The organism is Evtepia sp. (assembly GCF_056797215.1).
The window spans coordinates 1-19,093 of sequence record NZ_JBQILM010000035.1 but is presented as its reverse complement, the minus strand read 5'-3'; the positions used below and the strand labels follow the sequence as shown (position 1 = coordinate 19,093).

At 62.7% G+C, this 19,093-nt stretch carries 19 protein-coding genes, 1 tRNA gene and 1 pseudogene; 7 read left to right on the top strand and 14 right to left on the bottom strand.

The genetic code is table 11. From position 1 onward, the window contains the following. Positions 1 to 302: 302 nt before the first annotated feature. Genes ACTOZL_RS08455 through ACTOZL_RS08445 form a run of 3 tightly spaced genes read right to left on the bottom strand, consistent with a single transcriptional unit; the run spans position 303 to position 3,501 of the window. A complete protein-coding gene (locus ACTOZL_RS08455; RefSeq protein ID WP_482477866.1) occupies positions 303 to 1,079 on the bottom strand; it encodes an acyl-CoA dehydratase activase in 777 nt (258 codons plus the stop codon). Between the two features lie 53 nt (positions 1,080 to 1,132). After that, positions 1,133 to 2,269, bottom strand: a complete 1,137-nt coding sequence (locus ACTOZL_RS08450; protein ID WP_482477865.1) for a 2-hydroxyacyl-CoA dehydratase subunit D — start codon at positions 2,267 to 2,269, stop codon at positions 1,133 to 1,135. After that, on the bottom strand, positions 2,266 to 3,501 hold the full coding sequence (locus ACTOZL_RS08445; RefSeq protein WP_482477863.1) for a 2-hydroxyacyl-CoA dehydratase subunit D: 1,236 nt from the start codon (positions 3,499 to 3,501) through the stop codon (positions 2,266 to 2,268). Before ACTOZL_RS08445 ends, ACTOZL_RS08450 begins: the two co-directional genes overlap by 4 nt. Before the next feature lie 187 nt (positions 3,502 to 3,688). Here ACTOZL_RS08445 and ACTOZL_RS08440 point away from each other — a divergent pair, with 187 nt between their 5' ends. Then, complete coding sequence (locus tag ACTOZL_RS08440; RefSeq protein WP_482477862.1) at positions 3,689 to 4,558, top strand: LysR family transcriptional regulator; 870 nt, start codon at positions 3,689 to 3,691, stop codon at positions 4,556 to 4,558. Positions 4,559 to 4,655: 97 nt separating this feature from the next. Here the strand turns inward: ACTOZL_RS08440 and ACTOZL_RS08435 are convergent, their stop codons facing one another. The 3 genes from ACTOZL_RS08435 to ACTOZL_RS08425 all read right to left on the bottom strand — a co-directional run bounded on the left by ACTOZL_RS08435 (position 4,656) and on the right by ACTOZL_RS08425 (position 8,885). Continuing rightward, a complete protein-coding gene (locus ACTOZL_RS08435) occupies positions 4,656 to 7,592 on the bottom strand; it encodes a flagellin (RefSeq protein WP_482477860.1) in 2,937 nt (978 codons plus the stop codon). Between the two features lie 176 nt (positions 7,593 to 7,768). Beyond that, on the bottom strand, positions 7,769 to 8,074 hold the full coding sequence (locus ACTOZL_RS08430) for a hypothetical protein (RefSeq protein WP_482477859.1): 306 nt from the start codon (positions 8,072 to 8,074) through the stop codon (positions 7,769 to 7,771). Between the two features lie 37 nt (positions 8,075 to 8,111). Continuing rightward, complete coding sequence (locus tag ACTOZL_RS08425; RefSeq protein WP_482477858.1) at positions 8,112 to 8,885, bottom strand: C39 family peptidase; 774 nt, start codon at positions 8,883 to 8,885, stop codon at positions 8,112 to 8,114. 253 nt (positions 8,886 to 9,138) lie between these two features. On the opposite strand from ACTOZL_RS08425, the gene ACTOZL_RS08420 reads away from it, so the two are divergent. Then, positions 9,139 to 9,375: a helix-turn-helix domain-containing protein gene (locus ACTOZL_RS08420; RefSeq protein ID WP_482477857.1), complete on the top strand. Its 237-nt coding sequence runs from the start codon at positions 9,139 to 9,141 to the stop codon at positions 9,373 to 9,375. 18 nt (positions 9,376 to 9,393) lie between these two features. Further along, positions 9,394 to 9,834: a hypothetical protein gene (locus tag ACTOZL_RS08415; protein ID WP_482477856.1), complete on the top strand. Its 441-nt coding sequence runs from the start codon at positions 9,394 to 9,396 to the stop codon at positions 9,832 to 9,834. Between the two features lie 42 nt (positions 9,835 to 9,876). On the opposite strand, the gene pgsA is transcribed toward ACTOZL_RS08415, so the two are convergent. The 8 genes from pgsA to ACTOZL_RS08375 are packed head-to-tail and all read right to left on the bottom strand — an operon-like array spanning position 9,877 to position 17,744. Then, positions 9,877 to 10,404 carry a CDP-diacylglycerol--glycerol-3-phosphate 3-phosphatidyltransferase gene (pgsA, locus tag ACTOZL_RS08410; RefSeq protein ID WP_482477855.1) on the bottom strand — a complete coding sequence of 176 codons (528 nt, stop codon included), beginning with the start codon at positions 10,402 to 10,404 and terminating at the stop codon, positions 9,877 to 9,879. Further along, positions 10,401 to 11,738 carry a 30S ribosomal protein S12 methylthiotransferase RimO gene (gene rimO / locus ACTOZL_RS08405; protein ID WP_482477853.1) on the bottom strand — a complete coding sequence of 446 codons (1,338 nt, stop codon included), beginning with the start codon at positions 11,736 to 11,738 and terminating at the stop codon, positions 10,401 to 10,403. The genes pgsA and rimO overlap by 4 nt, the downstream gene beginning before the upstream one ends. A 1-nt stretch (position 11,739) precedes the next feature. Further along, positions 11,740 to 12,360 carry a regulatory protein RecX gene (locus ACTOZL_RS08400; protein WP_482477852.1) on the bottom strand — a complete coding sequence of 207 codons (621 nt, stop codon included), beginning with the start codon at positions 12,358 to 12,360 and terminating at the stop codon, positions 11,740 to 11,742. Continuing rightward, positions 12,350 to 13,579, bottom strand: a complete 1,230-nt coding sequence (gene recA / locus ACTOZL_RS08395; RefSeq protein ID WP_482477850.1) for a recombinase RecA — start codon at positions 13,577 to 13,579, stop codon at positions 12,350 to 12,352. Before recA ends, ACTOZL_RS08400 begins: the two co-directional genes overlap by 11 nt. Then, the gene (gene prmC, locus ACTOZL_RS08390) at positions 13,580 to 14,506 is read right to left on the bottom strand and encodes a peptide chain release factor N(5)-glutamine methyltransferase (RefSeq protein WP_482477849.1); all 927 of its coding nucleotides are present in this window, start codon (positions 14,504 to 14,506) and stop codon (positions 13,580 to 13,582) included. Between the two features lie 36 nt (positions 14,507 to 14,542). Beyond that, positions 14,543 to 15,538: a DUF1385 domain-containing protein gene (locus ACTOZL_RS08385; RefSeq protein WP_482477847.1), complete on the bottom strand. Its 996-nt coding sequence runs from the start codon at positions 15,536 to 15,538 to the stop codon at positions 14,543 to 14,545. 36 nt (positions 15,539 to 15,574) lie between these two features. Further along, positions 15,575 to 17,059, bottom strand: coding sequence for a sensor histidine kinase (locus ACTOZL_RS08380; protein ID WP_482477846.1), 1,485 nt, complete (start codon positions 17,057 to 17,059; stop codon positions 15,575 to 15,577). 1 nt (position 17,060) lies between these two features. Then, positions 17,061 to 17,744, bottom strand: coding sequence for a response regulator transcription factor (locus tag ACTOZL_RS08375; protein WP_482477845.1), 684 nt, complete (start codon positions 17,742 to 17,744; stop codon positions 17,061 to 17,063). 214 nt (positions 17,745 to 17,958) lie between these two features. Here ACTOZL_RS08375 and ACTOZL_RS08370 point away from each other — a divergent pair. The 4 genes and pseudogenes from ACTOZL_RS08370 to ACTOZL_RS08355 all read left to right on the top strand — a co-directional run. Further along, positions 17,959 to 18,045 (top strand) — tRNA-Leu (locus ACTOZL_RS08370). 80 nt (positions 18,046 to 18,125) lie between these two features. Continuing rightward, entirely contained in the window at positions 18,126 to 18,680 is a 555-nt protein-coding gene (locus tag ACTOZL_RS08365) for a TlpA family protein disulfide reductase (RefSeq protein ID WP_482477844.1), read from the top strand. Beyond that, positions 18,670 to 18,816: a CD1871A family CXXC motif-containing protein gene (locus ACTOZL_RS08360; protein WP_482477843.1), complete on the top strand. Its 147-nt coding sequence runs from the start codon at positions 18,670 to 18,672 to the stop codon at positions 18,814 to 18,816. The genes ACTOZL_RS08365 and ACTOZL_RS08360 overlap by 11 nt, the downstream gene beginning before the upstream one ends. Continuing rightward, positions 18,789 to 19,093 (top strand): annotated as a pseudogene (locus ACTOZL_RS08355) (4Fe-4S binding protein); the annotation flags it as partial. The gene ACTOZL_RS08360 and the pseudogene ACTOZL_RS08355, both read left to right, overlap by 28 nt.

Genomic DNA, 19,093 nt, shown 5'->3' with positions numbered 1-19,093 from the left:
GAAAACGGGCGCTTTGAGCTGGTGGCCTGCCTGCCCCTGGATGGGGCAGTTGACAAGGGGGAATCCATTCAATATAATGGGAGAAAATAAGGCGGAAGCCGCTCGCGGAACCGGTCTTTCTCACCGAGAACGGCGAGGGAGATTTGGTTGTTATGGTATCTGATGATTTATCGCGTAATTGAGGACACTGTGTTTGTGGACTATGTGATGGATGGCCGTCAGGATTATCATTGGCTATTTTATTGATGGGCACTTAGCTTATGATAAAAGAGCAGTCTCAACATAACGAGACTGCTCTTTGCTTATGCTTTTTGAGAAAACCCCAAGGCGAACAGCGCCGCCCCCAACGCCCCGGTGATCTGGGGCTCTGGCGGGGTCTGGATGGTGCAGTGGAGGGAGGCCTCCAAGGCCTCCACCAGGGCCTGGTTCAGGGCCCCGCCCCCGGTCATCACCACCTCCGGCACCACCCCCACCCGGCCTGCCATCCCGGCGATGCGGGTGGCGATGGAGAGAATGGCCCCGGAGGCCACATTGGCCGGGGTGACGTTGGCGGAGAGGTGGGAGATCACCTCGGACTCCGCAAACACGGTACACATATTGCTGATGGACACCGGTTCCTGCCCCCCCTGGGCCAGTTGGGACAGCGACCCAATGGGGCAGTCCAGCACCCGGGCCATCACCTCCAAAAAACGGCCGGTCCCGGCGGCACATTTGTCGTTCATGACGAAATTGTCGATGCCCCCGTCCCCGTCCAAACGCAGGACCTTGGTGTCCTGGCCGCCGATATCCACCACGGTGCGGGCCTGGGGGAAGAGGTGGTGGATGCCCTTGGCATGGCAGCTCAGCTCCGTGAGCTGGCGGTCCGCCCCCTGGTAGGTCATGCGGCCGTAGCCAGTGGCCACCGTGCAGCGGATATCCGCCGGGGTGGTCCCGGCCTGCTGGTGGGCCAACGCCACCACCTGGCCTGCGCCCCGGGTGCCGGTGCCCAGGTTCACCACCTGGGCAGCCAGGACGGCACCGTCAGGGGCCAGAATGACAGCCTTGGAGGAGGAAGAGCCGATATCAATGCCTAAAACCATGGGGAAGCCTCCTTATCGTCAATAAATACTAGAACGGTGCCGGGGCTGGGCTCTCAGCCGGGGAAGTTGATCTCTAAGAAGCCCTGAATCCGGGTGCGCAGCTGCCCGGCAGACTCCAACAGCTGGTCGTGCTCCACGCTCAGCAGGGGGACCCCCGCCGCCTTCAAGTCCGCTTTCACAAAGGGGTGGTCAAAGGCCTCCGGGTCACAGAACTTCATCAGGGTGAAGAACACCATGTCCGCCCCCCGGGCTTTTGCCAGCTCCGCCAGCATCTGCCCTCTGGGCTTGCCTGGGTCATAGAGGGGGGAGGCCCCTTTCAGGTCCAGGAAGCGCTGGGCCAGCCGGGAGGAAACGCTGCCCTCCTGCCGGGTGGGGGTGCGGGGGAAGAGGGACTCGTGGCAGAGCAGGTCGTCCACCACAGCGATGTGCAGCTCTTGGAGCAGCTCCAACACCGGCTCTGCGTCCAGCATGATGCCGGTGAGGATGCACCTTGTCCCCTGGAACGTCTCCTTGGGCTGCCGCTGCAAGGCTGCCAACAGCTCCCGCATCTGGGCGGTGTAGTCCTTCTTATCTAAGAACCAAGCGGCCTTAATGAGGTTGTGGCGGATGGCAGGGGTGATGGTGTTCAAATAGTCGGGGACGATGTCCCGGAACTGGGCCATGACGCTGCGGTAGTCCTCATATACGGCAAAGGCCTCTTCCAAGGGCATTGGCTGGCATGCCGGGGTTTGCAGGGCGGTGAGCTGTTCTGTGATATAGTCGAACTCATCCAACAACTGCTGGTGGGCGGCCTGGATGGTACGGTTATTGGGGATGGTAACGCCGATCACCGGCACCTGGGGCACCGCGGGCTTGAAGTTCTCACAGACGCATTTCAGGGTGTCGCACTGGGAGGGGATGAGCACCGCCTTCAGCTCATTGTAGGCCCCCGACATCCCCAGTTCCAGGTTTGCCCGGATGATGGAACATGCAAAGGACTGGATGTACTGGTCTGCCTTTTGGAAGGCGGATACCCCGCCCCACAGGCCCACCGGCAGGAAACCGGCGGCGTAGACCAATTCCTCCGGGACAAAGAGGGGGAAGCAGCCCACGGCGGGTTTCCCCGTGGCTTGGCAGGCGGCCTTTACGGTCCGGGCCGGGTGCCGGGCCTGTTCACACAGGCTGTCGATGCACGCTTGCAGGGTTTTCATTGGGCAGTCCTCCTCTTCTGTTGGTTTGCCTCCATCATCTCCGCCAGGGCTTGGATGCGGGTCTCATACTGGGCTTCGGAGAACAGGCGGGGGTCGGTCTGGTCCCCGTCGAACATCACCGAGGCCACGCCGCACTCCTCCATCACCCGGCGCTGGACCTCATACTGGCGGAAATCCATGAGCTTGCAGCTGCGGTTGGAGTGGAACACGATGCCGTCCAGGCCAAACTTCTTGGTGAGGGTCACCATGTTGTCCACGTCGTAGTTCAGGTTCCGGTTGGGGTAGACGTTGGCGGAATAGGCCCGGGCCATGCCGGCGATGTCGCCGGTTTCATAGCTCACCGTCCAGGACTTGGGATAGGTGGAGGTGACCACATTGATCCCCAGGTTTTTCAGGGTCTTGTAGGTGTAGCGCAGGTAGGGCCAACAGGCGATGCCGTCCCACAGGACCCGGTACTGCTCCTCCCCCTCCTTCCAGGGGCCTTGGCCCAGGCGGATCTTCTCCGCCAGCTCGTCGTGCCAGAGGTGGAAGAGGTCACGGGCCTCCTCGGTGCCCCGGGCAAAGACGATGATGGCCAGGTAGTTGAACAGCTCGAAGCCGTCCAGGGGGGAGGGCTTGGCTGCGGCCAGCTCTGTGGCCTTCTTCCACCAGCTACAGGTCTCGTTGGAGATGGCCATCACCTCCCGGAGCTTGTCGTAGTCAAACTTCTTGCCGGTGATCTCCTCCAACTGGTCGATGATGTGGTAGAGCTGCCCCTCCATGTACTTCACGTTGTGCTCCTGGACCTCATCGGTGTGGTTGAAGGGGGTATCGAAGAGGATGAGGGGGATATTCAGCTCTTTGGCCAGGTTTTCATACCACTTGATGACGGTGTGGCAGATGTTGCTGGTACACAGGAGGAAGTCCGGCAGGGGCATATTCTCTGCCTCGCTGTGCTGAAGCTCGGCGTAAGCCAGGTTCACCCGGGCGTAGGAGCACAGGTCTGAGGAATAGCCCATCTGCTCGGTGTGGCGGATGAACTGTTCGGTGTCCTTCCGGGCGCCGATGGCGGCGGCGTGGTTTTCCGGGTACATGGTGATGATGCCCATGGTGGTGAGCAGCTCTTGGGGGGCAATGGAGGTGCTCCAACAAATCAGTTGGCCGGCCTCCTTGGCCTCCCGGGCGTGGCGGTAATGCTCCCGGAGCATGTCGTTGACCCACTGCTTGGAGCTGCGCTTGCTTTGCTCGTTCATAAGTCTGTCCTCCTTGTTGGTCTTTTGCATCCTTTGGGCCCAGTATAGCCCAGGACGCCGCCCCTGTAAAACGCAAAAATTTGAAACTGGGTGTCAAAGATTTTGAAGCAAGGGCGCCACGCCCCCCTTCGCTTTCCTGCCCATCTATGGTATACTCAGGAAAAAACAGAACATGGAGTGTGGGACCATGAGCATCAAGAAGTATGAGATTTTTTTGCAGACGGCGGACTTGGGCAGCTTCACCAAGGCCTCGGAGATGTTGGGCTATACCCAATCCGCCATCAGCCACATCATCACCAGCTTGGAGGACGAGCTGGGGGTGAAGCTCCTGCTCCGGGACCGCTTTGGCGTCCGCCTGACCCAGGAGGGGCAACAGCTCCTGCCTGCCATCCGCACCGTCTGCCAGGAGAACCAGGAGGTAAAACGCCAGGTGGCCCAGCTCCACGGCTTGGAGGTAGGCCAGGTGCGCATTGGCACCTTCCTCAGCGTTTCCGTCCACATCCTCCCGGCACTGCTCCACGGCTTTTTGGAACAGCATCCCCACATCACCTTTGAACTCTTACAGGGGAGCTACGAGGACATTGAGCGCTGGATTGGGGAGGGGCGCATTGACCTGGGCTTCCTGCGCCTGCCTGCTGCCGCCAGCTTGGAGACGGCGCAGCTCTTGGAGGAGCGCATCCTGGCGGTGTTCCCCCCAAACGCCGCCCCGGCGCAGGGGCGCTTTCCCATGGAGCAGCTCCGGGAGACGGCCTACATCATGCGCCCGGACTCCCTGGACGGGGAGCTGCGGGACCTGGTCCGCAAGGCCGCAGGAACCCCGCGGATCACCTATTCCGCCAAAGACGATTACTCCGTCATTGCCATGGTGGCCCAGGGCCTGGGGATGAGCGTGCTGCCGGAGCTGCTCCTAAAGCGCAGCCCCTACCCTGTGGAGACCCGGGAGCTGGACCCTCCCGCCACCCGGCGCATCGGCATTGCCTGCCGCCACGTCCAAAGCCTGTCCCCGGCGGCCAGGCAGGTGTGGCAGTATTTTAAGAACGCGGAAACGTTGCTGTGAGCCTATGGGGCCCTCTGCCCCATTCTTAGCGCGTTCCCCCAACCAATATCCCATGAGAAAAGCTCCAGAACCCTGGAGCTTTTCTGCATGATTCCTTTCATCGCAGCAGTTGTCCCACATCCTCCATCGCCCCACTCTGGCTCAGGAGGGGGAAAAAGGAGGAATTGCGCAGAAATTCCTGCATATCGTCCAGGAGGGAATTCGCTTCCCGGGCATCCCGGACGGTGCCGCTGTAATGGGTGGGCAGGCCGCCGAAGCTCTCCAGCTGGCCATACAGGGCGCCATAGCTGCTTTGGAGCCGGGCCACCCAGCGGCGGGAGGCCGTGAGCCCGGCCACTGCGGCCTGGGCGGCCTGCCGGGTGGAGAGGTCCACCCCGTCCAGGTGCAGGGACTGGGCAGAGATATGGAAGCGGGGTAAGGTCACAGAGGCCTCCCCCATCTGGATGGAGAGCCCCCGCTGGGTCCAGAGCTTTGCCCCGCCGATATCACTGGCGGCGGATACCCGGACCTGGCCGCAATTGCCAAAGAGGCAGCCGCCGATGTCCCCGTCCGGGCCACCGCCCTGGGCCTTGCGCACCCTGGCAAAGCCACTGATGACGATGTCCCCGCAGGCCCCTTGGATGCCCGCGCCGATGGCTGCGGCACAGCAGGTGGCCTGGGCACTCACCGTGCCGCCCTGGATACGGATATCCCCCACCGGCCCACCTAAGGCCCCACCAATGCCCGCGCCGCCGCCGGTCCCGGTGGCGTTCACCGCGCCGCCGCGGATGTGGATGGAGCCGGAGGCCTCCCGTCCAGCCCCGCTGTCCCGGCCGATGCCTGCGCCGCCGTCGCCGCCGGTGGCACTGAGGGTCCCGTCGGGCCCCTGGCCCTTGGTCTGGTCAATATACAGGGAGGTTCCGTCCCCCAGAGAGATTCCGGCGCAGCCCGCGCCGCTCTCGAACACATTTTCCGTCCCCCGCTGCAACAGCAGGGTCACTTGATTGCCCTTCCCCAGGCTGAACGCCCGTCCAGCGGACACCTTACACACCACACCCTCCAAGGTCAGCGTCACCGGGCCCAGGCTATCGGACAGGATGAGCCGCCCACTGAAGGGCTGTTGGTTGGCGTCCATCCCCGCCCCGCCAGAAACCGCGGTCACCTGGCCGCTGAGGATGGTGAGGGCCTGGGTCTCCTCCTCGTAGTACCAGTCCTCCCCCGCTTCCCCGCCGGTGACGGTAAAGGGGTTGGGATACATGATAACCTCCTGGAACCGCCCCTCCCGCTGGTCCCAGCGGACATAGGAGGACCAGGTCCGGGGGTTTCCGGCCCGGTCCCGGCCCCGGAGCAGGATACTATGGGCGGGGAAGCCCTGGGAGCTGTTCTCTTTGAGCAGCCACAGCCGGGCCAGGGTCCACTGGTCGTCGGCCCGCAGGGCCACCTGCCCCTGACGGCCGTCCACAGCCAGGGAGCTAATGGAGCTCCACTGGGGGAGAAGGGCTTTCCACAGGAGGTCAAAGGCTTCCAGGGGCTTGCCCTGAGCGTTGTACACCGGCAGGCCCCGGGCCGCCAGCAAAGACACCGGGCCGTCCACCACAATGGCGCCGGCCTGGGCCTGGGCTTGGGCCTCCGCCCCGTTCAGGACCACCGTGCCCCCAACCAGCCGGAGGACACTGCCCGCCTCCCCCCGCAGGGTGCCGATCTGCACGAGGCCGTTGCCGTCCACGGTGAGGACAGTGCCCTGTCCCAACTGGACCTGGGCCAAGCTGGTCATTCCCGCGGCGAATAGGCGGACCTGCCCCCCCTCCGCTTGGAGCAGGGGAAGGCTGAGCTGTTGGAGGGTCACTTGCCCCGAGCCATTCAGCCGGAGGGCAGGCCCCTGTTGGCCTGGAACTAAGCTCCGAAGGATCAGGTTCTTCCCGGCGTCCAGGGAGAGCTGGTTGCCCTCCGGGTCAAAGGCCATGCCAGACAGGTCCTTCCCGGAGGCCAGCAGGGTCCCCAGGCTCCGGGAATCCAGTTGGAACGCCCCTTGGCTGCCGGTCCCATCCAGCAGTGCCCCCAGGCCATCCCCAGAGCCCCCCATAGCCATCAGCAGGTCCATGAGCATCCCCAGGTCCCCGCCGCCGCCGGCCATCAGGGCCAACATGGGGGGCAGGGTGGCGGCGCTGTTTTGGGTGAGGAGCAGGGCCGTCAAAAAGGCATCCAGCCCCGGGGCAGTCCCGGCGGTGAACTGGGCTTGGAAATCCGCCATACTGGTGAACGCCCCATTGGTCAACAGCTCAATGGCCTGGTCCGGGGTCATGCCCTGGGCCACGGCGTTTAAGAATTGGGACAGCCCTGCCGCCGCCAGGGCGGGGTCCACCGCCCCCGAGGGAGTGCCCCCAGCGATGACCGCCCCCAAATACAGGGAGGCCAAATAGCCTGTGGCGGAGCTGCCCTCCAAGGGCAGGCGGCCCAAGGCCGCCAACAGCTCTGCGCTGCTGGCATTGCTTTTCAGCCCCAGCGCCGCCAACAGCGCGTCCCGGTCCGGGGGATCACCGGAAAGGCCCTGTTGGAGCCAGGAGGGGAGGGTTTGGTCCTCTGTCTGCCCGGTGGTAAGGCTCTTGAGGATGGCGTCCACCAGGGCGTCCGGGCTGGCCCCGCCGGTGCCCGCCTGGAAGAAGCCCGCCTTGATCCCCGCCTGGGTGATGCGGTGGATCTCCCCCCGGAGCTGTTCCAGCTCCGCTTGGAGGGCAGCCCGGTCCACCGTACCCTCCCCGGCGGCCTTCTGGGCCAAGGAGGCCATCTTCCCCAGGTTGTCCCCTACCTCGGCCAGGGCGGCTTCCCCCTTTTGCAGGGTCTGGCGGCCCTCCCGGAGCTGCCGCCCCAGCTGGTCCACCCGGGTCATCAGCTCCCGCAAGGTCGCCGACACCGTGGCCGCCGCCTGGCTGGTGGGCCGCTGGGCCCCTTGGGTCTGCTGGGCCTGGCTGGTGCTGGCCTGCTTTTCTGTTTTGCTGGTCCCCTGGAACCTGGGGATAGACAGGATGCCATTCCTGCGTACATTCAATTCACCCACCGTTAGGGCCTCCTTCCACACGCTGTTGCATTCACTTTTTATGATACCTATCGTCCTGTTAGGGGAAAAAATTAAGCAAAGAGGCCACAACTTCCCCTACAACCACCCCTCTTAGGCAAAAAAATCCCCCTCCATCCCGGCGCAGCACGCACCGGGATGGAGGGGGATCGTGGGGGTCACATCTTGAACCGCTCCAAGGCCTCCTTCAATTTGTCAAAGCCGAACATGGCCCCATAGGCCACAAACAGCCCCAGGCCCACAGCCCCGGCGGTCATGTACCAGGCCGGGTGCAGCGCCACCACCGCGCAGTAGGCGGCAAAGGCCGTCAGGGTCACCGCCATGGCCACCAGCAGCGCCAAAAGGCTGGTGGGCAGGCTGGCGGGGAGCAGCGTTTTCAGCACCTGCACGATAATGTTGGTGGCCGCCGTCAAAACCAGCGCCGCCGCCAGTACCCCACTGGTCAATTCCTGTAATCCTGTCATTTCCTGTCCTCCTTTACCAAATGATCCCTTTCTTCCATCACAGCAGACCCCGGCGGCCCAACACCGCCACCAGCTCGTCCCGCTTCACATAGCGTTCGGGGCCGGTGCCGTCCACCACCCCTGCCGCCGCAGCCTGGGCCCAGTGGCCCTCCCCCTGGCTCCACGCCGGTTCCTGGATGGTCCCGGCGTATTGGCTGGCCTTCTCCATCAGTTGATACGCTTGCTCTCCGCTCATGCTCTGAATCCATTCGTCGATCCTCATGTCCATGTCCTCCTCTCTCTCCGGTGCCTCAATCACCCAGTAATACTTCACCTGCTGCCGGAACAGGGCATAGCTGCCCCGGGTCCGCCGGGGCAGGGTGCTGGCGGGGTCGTTGATGTAGACGGTGTCCCCCACCATGTCCCACAGCAAAACGTAATGCCCAGAGCTGGTCCAGTTGCCCTTGCCCATGCAGGCAATCACCAGCCCACCGGCGTCCAGGGCCGCCTTGGCCTGGGCGTGTACGCTGCTCTGGCTGTTGCCATAGAGGCTGTTCCAGTTGCATTGGGTGCAGCGCAGGCCGAAACGGGCGGCAGCCTTGGCAAAGTAGCCGTAATAGGTCCCCTGGTGGGGGGCCTTGTAGCCCTTGGCCAAGGCCCAGGCACACTCCGTGGCCGGGGTAATGGACGGGTCCACCCAGGTGGCCAGCACCATGGCCATGGCCGTGGGCCCACAGCCGGAGGCCCCAATGGTGGTGCGCTCCCCGGCGGCTGAGTAGTCCTGTCCCCCCCAGCGGGGGTCTGTCTGTAGGTACGATACAGGTTGTTTCATGTCCTTCCCTCCTTTCCCTTGGGTTCACCTCTCCTGGGACAGGCGGGATTTGGGGACGGTTGGGTACACCTTGGGAAAAAATTTTTTCACCACTACGCTTTACAAACGTACCGTTCCGTAACGGTAGCTTGTGTAATGGGGCACGAAATTTGATGAATTATAGGTATATTTTGATGAAATCCAGGAAGTGGATAAGCCTCCCTCTCCCATATAGAATATATTCAGGATAAAAATAATCTGGATGTGGCACAGTATGATTCAAGAATATAAGTCAAGATACCGCACCCTGGGACTCAATATTGCCTACCACCGCAAGCAGCAGGGGCTTACCCAGGAACAGCTTGCGGAGAAGGCAGGGCTTGAGCGCTCAAGAGTGAGTAAAACAGAAATCGCTTGGGTTGGGACGAGCTTGGACACCATCTTCAAAATTGCCGATGCATTGGAGGTCGAACCCTACATATTGCTCAAGGACAACTCCATTCATCCTTGACTTTTAGGAGGTATTTCCATGTTACGTTATGAAAACAGCCGCTTCCACCTAGACAACATCTCCTTCCAGATTCCAGAGGGCTTCCTCTTGGAGGACTGCTCCGGGGAGGATTCCAGCCTCACCCTGGCCCCGCCGGACCACAGCTTCACCTTAGAGCTGCGGGTCAACCACGGCTGTATGGACGCCGAAACCGAGCTGTCCTATCTCTTCACCGACATCGCGGGCCTGGAACAGGACAGCCCCATCACCCCCGTCACCCACAACGGCCTCCCTGGCAGCGAGGTAAGCTGCACCGACGGCCGCCTGATGTATTACGAACTGCGCCTGGATTTTAACGGCCGGTATGAGCAGAATGCCTTCGTCCTGGTCCTCTCCACGGAGAACGGCCTCCACAGCGCCCAGCAGCATCCCGGCGTACAATCCCTTCTCCACTCCCTCCGCTTGGAGGCCCCCACATAAACAAAGGGCTGTTGCTTCCCCGCAACAGCCCTTTTTGAATCATTATGCCGCCCCGTCCCGGAACACGTCCCGGTTCTGGACGAAATACTCCACCCCGGAATACACCGTGGTGACCAAAATGACGATGGTACATATCAGGATCAGGGGTTCTGTGGGGAAGGCCAGCATCAGGCAGATGCCCACCATGGTGGAGGCCGTCTTGACCTTCCCGGACTTCCCCGCGGCGATCACCCGGCCTTGCTCCACGGCCACCAGCCGCATCCCCGTCACCGCCAGCTCCCGGGCAATGACGATGAAGAACGCCCAAGCGGGCATCCATCCCGCCTCCACGAACCACGCCATGGCTGACATCACCAGGAGCTTATCCGCCAGGGGGTCCATGAACTTTCCAAAATCCGTGATTTGATTGTAATGCCGGGCCACATAGCCGTCCACAAAGTCCGTGATGCTGGCCAGGATGAACACCCCCAAGGCCACCCAGAGGTGGTGGGGGAAGTCCCAGTACAGCAGGACGATAAACAGCGGGATGGCCACCACCCTGGCCAGGGTGAGCTTATTGGCCGTATTCATTCCGTCTCCTCCTCCTGGCGCACCCCAATCAGCTCCCCGTCATAGACGTTGGTGATGCGCACCTGGTAAAACCCGCCGGGGGCCACACCCCCTTCCTCCCCTTCAAAGTGGACCATGCCATCAATTTCCGGGGAATCGGCATAGGAGCGGCCATAGTAGAGCTCCGTCTCCTCATCGTAGCCCTCGCACAACACCTCCAACACCTGGCCTACCTGGCTGGCGGCGTAGTCGTCGGTGATGCGCAGCTGCAAGTCCGTGAGCAGCTCCACCCGGCGGCGCTTCACGTCCTCGTCCACCTGGCCGGGGAACGACGCCGCGGCGCTGCCCTCCTCTGGGGAGTAGGCAAACACCCCCGCCCGTTGGAGGCGATACTCCAACAGGAACTCACACAGGGCCTCAAAATCCGCCTCTGTCTCTCCGGGGAAGCCGGCAATCAAGCTGGTGCGCAGCACCAGGCCGGGAATCTGCCCCCGGAGCTTGGTGAACAGGGCCCGGATTTCCTCCCCGGTCCCCCGCCGCCTCATGGCCTTCAATATGGGGTCGCTGATGTGCTGGATGGGGATATCCAGATACTTCACAATCTTCGGCTCCTGGGCAATCACCTGGATCAACTGCTCGTCGATCTCGTCGGGGTAGAGGTAGTGGAGGCGAATCCAGTGGATGCCCTCCACCTGGCAGAGCTTTTGCAATAACTCTCCCAGGGTCCGCCGCCCGTAGAGGTCCAGGCCATAGCGGGTAATATCCTGGGCCACCACAATGAGCTCCTTCATCCCCGCCTGGGCCAGCTCCCGGGCCTCTGCCAGGATAGCTTCCTCCGGGCGGCTGCGGAAGCGCCCCCGGATGGAGGGGATGACGCAATAGGCGCAGTGGTTGTCGCAGCCCTCGGCGATGCGCAGCCAAGCCCAGTGGTCAGAGGTACACACCACCCGGTCCGTCTCCGGCACCGGGGCGTGGATGTCCCCAAACAGGGCGGGGTGCTGCCCCTCCAAGGCCTGGCCAATCACCTGGGCCACGTGTTCATAGCCGGACACGCCGATAAAGCCGTCCACCTCCGGGCAGAGGCTGGACAATTCCGCCCGGAAGCGCTGGGCCATACAGCCGGTGACGATGAGCTTTTTCAGGCCCCCGGCCCGTTTCTGCTCCACCAGCCGGGCAATTTCCCCCAAGGCCTCCTCCTTGGCCTCTTGGAGGAAGCCGCAGGTGTTCACCACCGCCACGTCACAGTCCTCACAGTCCAGGGCCACGTCGTACCCCGCCTCATAGGCCTGCCAAATCATCTGCTCGCAGTTCACTTGATTTTTGGCGCAGCCCAGGGATATAAAACCGACCTTCATGTCAGTCCCTCCAATCTGTACCCTCCCGCAGCCGTTCTATGCCCTCGGCCACCTGGCTCCAGGAGAAGCCCCGGCGCGCCAGGGCGTCCGAGGCTTTTTTTAGCTGTTTCCTGTCCGTGGGGTCTGTGACCCGCTTGGCCAGGAAGCGGTCTATGGCGTCGTCCGGCGCCTCCATCTCCCCCAAGGCCTCCTCCCAGTGCTCCCGGGGGACCTTGCGGCGGTAGAGCTCGTCCTTGATCTTATACAGCCCATAGCCCTTGGCCTGGTAGTGCCCCACCAGGGCCTTGGCGTAATCCAGCTCGTTGAGCAAGCCAATGGCCTGAACCCAGGCGGTAATTTCCTCCGCCTGCTCCGGGGTAGCCCCTTTGGCCTGGAGCCGTTCTTTCAACTCCCCGGCACTCAGGGGCCGGTGGCTGAGCCAACCCACCGCCCGCTCCCGGAGCAGGGCCGTGGAGGCCGCAGCCTTCAAGGCCTCTAAGGTCTCCTCCCCTAACTCCATCCCCTGGTAGAGGGCGTGGTCCGCCACGGTCCCCTCTGGGATGTGGAGCACCTCGCCCCCCTCCAAGCAAGCCCGCCAGGGCTTCCCCGGCCGGGCTGGGGGGAGCAATTTCTCAAGGCGCATCGTCGTCGAAGTCATCGGCGCTTACGTCCACGCCTTTGGGCACCGTCAGCTTGCCCCCAGGCTTCCCCTCCGGGGGTTCCTCCGGGAGGGGGACAGCCTCCTCCGGCGCAGCCTCCTGGGCCTCCCCTTGGGCCTCGGTTTCCTCTTGGGGGGCCCGTCCGGCGGCCCGGGCGGCGGCCTGGGACTGGGCGCTCATGAGCTTAAAGGAGTTCTGGCGGATTTCCGCCTCCACCCGCTCGCAGATCTCCGGGTTGTCCTTCAAATACTTCTTGGCGGAGTCCCGGCCTTGGCCGATACGCTCCTCACCCATAGAGAACCAGGAGCCGCTTTTTTGGATGATGTCCAGCTTCACCGCCAGGTCCACCATCTCCCCGTATTTGGAGATGCCCTCGCCGTACATAATATCAAACTCCGCCTCCCGGAAGGGGGGCGCTACCTTATTTTTCACCACCTTCGCCCGGGTGTGGTTGCCGATGAGCTCGGTGCCGGACTTGATGCCCTCCACCCGGCGCACGTCGATGCGTACGGAGGAGTAAAACTTCAGGGCACGGCCCCCGGTGGTGACCTCCGGGTTGCCGTACACCACCCCCACCTTTTCCCGCAGTTGGTTGATGAAGATCACCACACAGTGGGTCTTGGAGATGGAGCCTGCCAGCTTCCGCAGGGCCTGGCTCATGAGCCGGGCCAATAGGCCCACATGGGAGTCCCCCATGTCCCCTACGATTTCCGCTTGGGGCACCAGGGCGGCCACGGAGTCCACCACAATCACGTCCAGGGCCCCGGAGCGCACCAGGGCTTCGCAGATTTCCAAGCCCTGCTCCCCGGTGTCCGGCTGGGAGATGAGCATGTTGTCGATGTTCACCCCCAGGGCCCGGGCGTAGACGGGGTCCAAGGCGTGCTCGGCGTCGATGAAAGCCACCTCGCCCCCCCGCTTCTGGGCCTCGGCGGCGATGTGCAGGGCCAGGGTGGTCTTACCGGAGGATTCCGGCCCGTAAATCTCCACAATGCGCCCCCGGGGCACCCCGCCGATTCCCAAGGCCAGGTCCAGGGCCAGGGAGCCTGTGGGGATGCTCTCCACCTGCACCCGGCTGTTGTCCCCCAGGCGCATGATGGAGCCCTTGCCGTAGGTCTTTTCAATCTGGGCCATGGCGGTCTCTAGGGCCTTCTTTTTGTCAGCGGCGGGGGCGGCGGCCTCCACCGTCTTTTTCTTCTCTGCCATTTATGTCTCCTCCTGGGGCTCCGTTTCCCCGTCGTTCTTCTCCCCGTCGTCCTTTAGAATATAGGGGATGGTCCCCTCCACCACCCGGGGGATATGGGCCAGGTCCCTTGTAATGCGCAGCTGCTTGCAGCCCCGGCGCTTCATCAGCATGGCCACCTGCTCCGCCTGGCCGATGCCCACCTCATAGAGGATATGCCCCCCCGGCCGCAGCAGGGGGGTCCACTGCTCTGTGACAGAGCGGTAAAAATCCAGGCCGTCGGCCCCACCGTCCAGGGCGATGTGGGGCTCAAAATCCCGCACCGAGGGATCCAGGCCGGGGATATCCCCAGTGGGGATGTAGGGCGGGTTGCACACCAGCAGGTCGAAGAGCCCCAGGGCGGCGTTGGGTTCCTTCAGGGCGTCCCCCTTCATGTGGATGGCCCGGGCCCCCAGACGGTTGCGGCGGACATTCCGGCGGCACAGGTCCAAGGCCTCGGGGCTGGCATCCACCAGCACCACCCGGGTGTTCTTCACCTCCGAGGCAATGGATAAACCCACACAGCCTGTCCCGGCGCACAAATCCAGCACCCGGAGGTGTTCCTCCTCCTCCCGCTCCCGCAGCCAGTCAATGGCCAGCTGGGCCAGGATTTCCGTCTCCTGCCGGGGGATGAGGGCGGCGGGGCTCACGTCCAGGGTCAGCTCCCGGAAGGACCACTCCCCCAGCACATAGGCCAGGGGCACCCCCTCCCGGCGGCGGTCCACCATGTCCCCCACGCGCTTGATGAAGTCGTCGTTGACATAGAGGTCTTGGTCCCGGAGGAGCTCCTCCTTGGTCTTGCCGCTGGCCACGCAGAGAATCTCTCGCGCTTCCAGGCCTGCGTTCTCCAACCCCACCGCCTTGAGGGCGTTGCGGGCATGAAATTTCAAATCGTGGTAGGTGAAGGCCACGGTAAATTCACCTCATCTTTTTCTATACCAGTTCTTTTACCAGGCGTCCTCCCCCTCCTGCTCCGGCAGGACCAGGGTAAGGGCCTGAATGGCCACCTCTAGCATGGACTCATCCGGCTCGAAGGTGGTAAAATTCTGCATCCACAGTCCCGGCGCGGCCAGGACCCGGGTGATGGGGTTGTCGTGCCGCCCGATGAAGCGGTTGAGCTCATAGGTCACCGCCACAATGATGGGCAGCATGGCCAGGTGCAGCAAAATACGGATGATGGGGTTCTCCGCCACCTCCCGTACCCCCGGCAGGGCAAACACCACACAGGAGGCCAACACGGCAATGATAATCACCACCACCAGGAAGCTGGTGCCGCAGCGGGGGTGGTGCCGGGGCATGTCCCGGACGTTTTCCACGGTGAGGTCCAGCCCCCGTTCATAACAGAAGATGGTCTTGTGCTCCGCCCCGTGGTATTGGAAGGTCCGGTGGATTTCCTTGAGCCGGGAGCAGAGGATCATATAAACGAAGAAGATCACCAGCTTGATGATGCCCTCTAACAAATTGCGCAGCCACATGGGGGCGTCCGGCGCGAAATACAGCAGGGCGGAGGTGGCCAGGGTGGGCAGGATGATAAACAGGGCGATGGCAAAGCCCAGCCCCGCCAACACAGCGATGGCAATGACCCATTTCATCAAGGCCTCGCTGCCAAAGTGCTTCTCAATCCACTGTTCCAGGCGGCTGGGCTGGGCCTCCTCCTCCTCGGGGTAGAACTCCGCAGACCACATCAGGGCTTTCACCCCTTTGACCATGGAGTCCAGGAAATTCACCACCCCCCGGATGAAGGGCACACCCAGGATGGGGTAGCGCTCCTTGATGAGCTTGAGCTCCTCCTCCCGGATCTCCAAGCCCCCCTCCTGGTTGCGGACCACGATGGCCTGCTTCTTGGGCCCCCGCATGAGGATTCCCTCCAACAGAGCCTGGCCGCCGATGGTGGTGCGGAAGCTGCAGGCTTCCTCTGGCGTTTGGGTTCGTGTTTGCTTCATAGTATCTCCTATATCTATTCCGGTGGGGCCGGGGGCCTAACGGGTGGTAATCCCCATAGGCAGGCGGATTTCCGCCACACAGCCCCCTTGCTCATCGGCGGCGTTGAGGATGTTCAGCTCCCCGTTGTGCCGGGAGATGATCTCGTCGCACACCGCCAGGCCGATGCCGCTGCCCCGGGCGGTGGCGCTGCCTTTGTAGAACTTATACTTCACATTGGGCAATTCCTCCGGGGGGATGCCGGGGCCGTAGTCCCGGACGGTGATCACCACATCGCTGCCGTCGGGGTAGATGGCGGTGTCGATGCGTTTCCCCGTGCCGCCATGCTTGGCGGCGTTGTCCAGGAGGTTGCAAAAGACCTGCCGCAGCCGGTCCGGGTCCCCAGGGATGGGGTCGAACTCCTCCTCGCAGTCCTCGTGGTACACGGCGATGCCCTCCCCGGCCAAGAACTCGTGGTAGGTGTACACCGCGTCCTCCAGCTCCGCCTTGATGTCGATGGGCTCCACGGAAAGGGTAAAGCGGCCGTCCTCAATGCGGGAGAATTCCAACAATTCCTCCACCATCCCCGACAGCCGCCGGGCCTCGCTGGCGATGATGCCCATGCCCTTGCGCACGTCGGACTCGTCCCGGGCCTCGCCCCCCATGATGGTCTCCGCCCAGCCGGTGATGGCGGTGAGGGGGGTGCGCAGCTCGTGGGAGACGGAGGAGATGAACTCCGATTTCATGCTCTCCGCCTCCTTGATGCGGATGGACATGTCGTTGATGGCGTCGGTGAGGTCGCCGATCTCGTCGTCGAACTTTTTTTCCAACTGGATGCCATAGCTCCCTGTGGCGATGCGCTGGGCAATGACGGTGATGTTCTCCACCGGGTCCACGATGGAGCGCACGAAGTAGATGTTGGAGATATACACAATCAACAAAATCCCCGCCGCCAAGGCCACCGCCGCCAGGGTAAGGATGGTGACATGCTGGTCCACCATGCGCATGGATACCACACAGCGGGCGAAGCCATAGAGCTCGCCGTCGTAGATCAGGGGGGCGGTGGCAGCGGTGATGCGGCCGTCGGACAGCTCTGTCTTGCCCCGCCAGGAGCACATGGCCTGCTCCTGGGCGGCCTTGGCCAGCTCTTCCGTGTCTGGCAGGCTGCCCACCGGGGTGGCCGGGTTGGTGCTGAGGACCACGTCCCCCTGGGGGCTGAGCAGCTGCATCTCCTCCTCCCCGCCCCGCTCGTAGGTCTCCACATAGTTCCGGGCCAGGGCTTCCCGCTCCTCCTGGGGGGTGTTGCTGGAATAGATGGTGAAGTAGTTGGAGGCGGTGGTGGCCCTGCCCTCCACATCTGTGAGGATATCGCCGTCGTAGTAGCTGCGGATGACCGCGGAGAAGGCAACCACCATCACCGCCAAGAGCACCACCAGGAAGCTGACGCTGTTGAGCAGCCACCGCCGGCGGATGCCCTTGGCCTGGAAAAAGGGGACCTTGTCCAGGATTTTGGAGAGAACGGTCTCGATTCGATGTAAGACCATCTTAAAATTCCCACTTATAGCCATAACCCCAGATGGTTGTAATAAAGGTGGGGCTGGTGGGCTCGTCCTCGATCTTCACCCGCAGGCGGCGGATGTTCACGTCCACGATTTTCAGTTCCCCAATGTAGTTCTCCCCCCAGACGGCTTTTAGGATTTCCTCCCGGGCCAACGCCTTGCCGGGGTTCTCCATAAACATGCGCATGATGGCAAATTCCACCTGGGTGAGCTTCACCCGCTGTCCATTCTTCTCCAAGGTGCGCTTGCGGGTGTTCAAGACGAAGGGGGGCTGTTGGATTTCCCCGTCGTCCAGGTTGTCCCCGCCGATGCGGCGGTAGAGGGCGTCGATGCGGGCGGTGAGCTCCGAGGGGGAGAAGGGCTTGGTGACATAGTCGTCGGCCCCGGTCATGAAGCCGGTGACCTTGTCCATCTCCTGGGAGAGGGCGGTGAGCATGATGATGCCAATCTTGGTGTTCCCCGCGCGGATGCGCCGGCAGACCTCGAAGCCGTCCATATCCGGAAGCATGATGTCCAGCAGGGCCACCCGCACGTCGGGGTTCAGCCGCAGCTGTTCCAGGGCCTCCTCGCCGGTGGCCGCCTCCACGGTCTCATAGCCTGCCCGGTTCAGGTTGATGACGACGAAGCTGCGGATATTGGCCTCGTCCTCCAAAACCAGCACTTTTTTCATGGTTGCGCTCCTTCCCGTTGGGTCTCGTTTTCCCGCCCGGCCAGGGGCGGGGCAGGCCGGCGGCGGGGCCCTGGGGGCTGTCCCGCCGCCGGATTTCTCAGCTTTCCCTTCATCATACCATATTTATTTTTGATTTCCTATGGTTTCTTTCAAAATTTCTATAGAAAAACCCTTGCGAAGTGGCGCAAGCTGTTGTATAATCGTTCCAGTGCCTGCCGGTGTGATGGAATTGGTAGACGTGACGGACTCAAAATCCGTTGATGGCGACATCGTGTGGGTTCGAGTCCCACCACCGGCACCAGCCCTTGAAAGCCCCCAGCCCCTTCCACAAGGGGCTGAGGGCTTCTCTTTTCCATGGTTTCTAAGAAAGTAGGTATCTCGATGAAGCACAAAATCGCATTCTCCCTGCTCCTGGCCGCGGCCCTCACCCTTGGCACACTCCTGTCCGGCTGCTCCTCGGAGAGCGACGAGCCAAAGCCCCTCCTACAGTCCTTCACCGCCACCACCTTGGACGGCGGCAGCTTCACCCAGGCGGACCTAGAGAGCAAGGACCTGACCATCATGAACTTCTGGGGGACATTTTGCACCCCCTGTGTGGACGAAATGCCAGACCTGGCCACCTTTGCCCAGGCCCTGCCGGACAACGTGGGCTTTCTCACCGTATGTGTAGACGTGGCAGGGGACCCCACAAACGCGAAGCACATCCTGGACCAGTCCGGTTATGAGGGGATCACCTTGATATCTGGCGACGGGGATTTCGCCGCACTGGTCCAAGCCGTGCAGGCGCTGCCCACCACCATTTTCGTGGACGGCCAAGGCAACCTGGTGGGGGATGTAATCGTAGGCGGACGTGAAAACCTCTCCAAGGATTTCCTTGCAGCCGCCAACAAGGCCCTAAAGGCCAGCGGAAAGGCGGAGATCAGCCTTGCGGACTAAAGCTGTCCTGTGGCTGCGCTGGGGCCTGCTGGGGACGGCGTTGGTCCTGCTGCTCCTGGGCCTGCTGAGGCAAGAACCTCTGGACATCCTACAAAAGGCGGTGAAGCTATGTCTGGAATGCATCGGGATCGGCTAACGGGGCCCCGCCGGCCCCGCCAGCGCCTGGTCCAACTGGTCTCCGCCGTTTTGATGAACGGCTACCTGGTCGGCTTTCAAAAGGGCCGGATCTTCACCGGCCGCTCCAAGGCCATCTGCGTCCCTGTCCTCAACTGCTACTCCTGCCCCGGTGCCCTGGGGGCCTGCCCCATTGGGGCCCTACAGAGCTCATTGGGCGGTTTCGGACGCCAGTTCCCCTTCTACACCCTGGGCCTGTTGATGCTCTTCGGGGTGGTTTTAGGCCGGGTGGCCTGCGG